Annotated in this window: 1 protein-coding gene; it reads right to left on the bottom strand. The window is 61.9% G+C overall.

The genetic code is table 11. The features are described from left to right. Positions 1-585, bottom strand: a 585-nt coding sequence (locus NA637_RS25295; protein ID WP_256075413.1) for a GDP-mannose 4,6-dehydratase, incomplete at both ends; no start/stop codon positions are given.

The following is a 585-nucleotide window of genomic DNA, read 5'->3' as shown; positions in this document are numbered from 1 at the left end:
CCCTTCGAAGCGCAGCTCAACGCCCAGCTCCGCAGCCGACCACTTGATGAACTCACGCACCGAGTACTGCACGCCGGTGGCGATGACGAAGTCTTCGGCCTGCTCCTGCTGCAGCATCATCCACTGCATGCGCACGTAGTCCTTGGCATGGCCCCAGTCGCGTAGCGCATCGAGGTTGCCCATGTGCAGGCACGTCTCGAGCCCCTGGGCGATGTTCGCCAGGCCCCGGGTGATCTTGCGGGTCACGAAGGTCTCGCCGCGGCGTGGCGACTCGTGGTTGAAGAGAATCCCGTTGCAGGCGTACATTCCGTAGGCTTCGCGGTAGTTCACGGTGATCCAGTAGGCATAGAGCTTGGCCACCGCATAAGGAGAACGCGGGTAGAACGGCGTGGTTTCCTTCTGCGGGATCTCCTGGACCAGACCATAGAGTTCGGAAGTCGAGGCCTGGTAGAAGCGTGTCTTCTTTTCCAGGCCCAGCAGGCGAATGGCTTCGAGGATGCGCAAGGCGCCCATACCATCGACATCGGCGGTGTATTCAGGCGACTCGAAGCTGACCGCGACGTGGGACTGCGCGCCGAGGTTGTA

The sequence above is a fragment of the Stutzerimonas stutzeri genome (assembly GCF_024448935.1).
In the GTDB taxonomy this organism is placed as follows: Bacteria; Pseudomonadota; Gammaproteobacteria; order Pseudomonadales; family Pseudomonadaceae; genus Stutzerimonas; species Stutzerimonas stutzeri_AO.
This window is presented reverse-complemented; position numbering and strand designations above follow the sequence as displayed.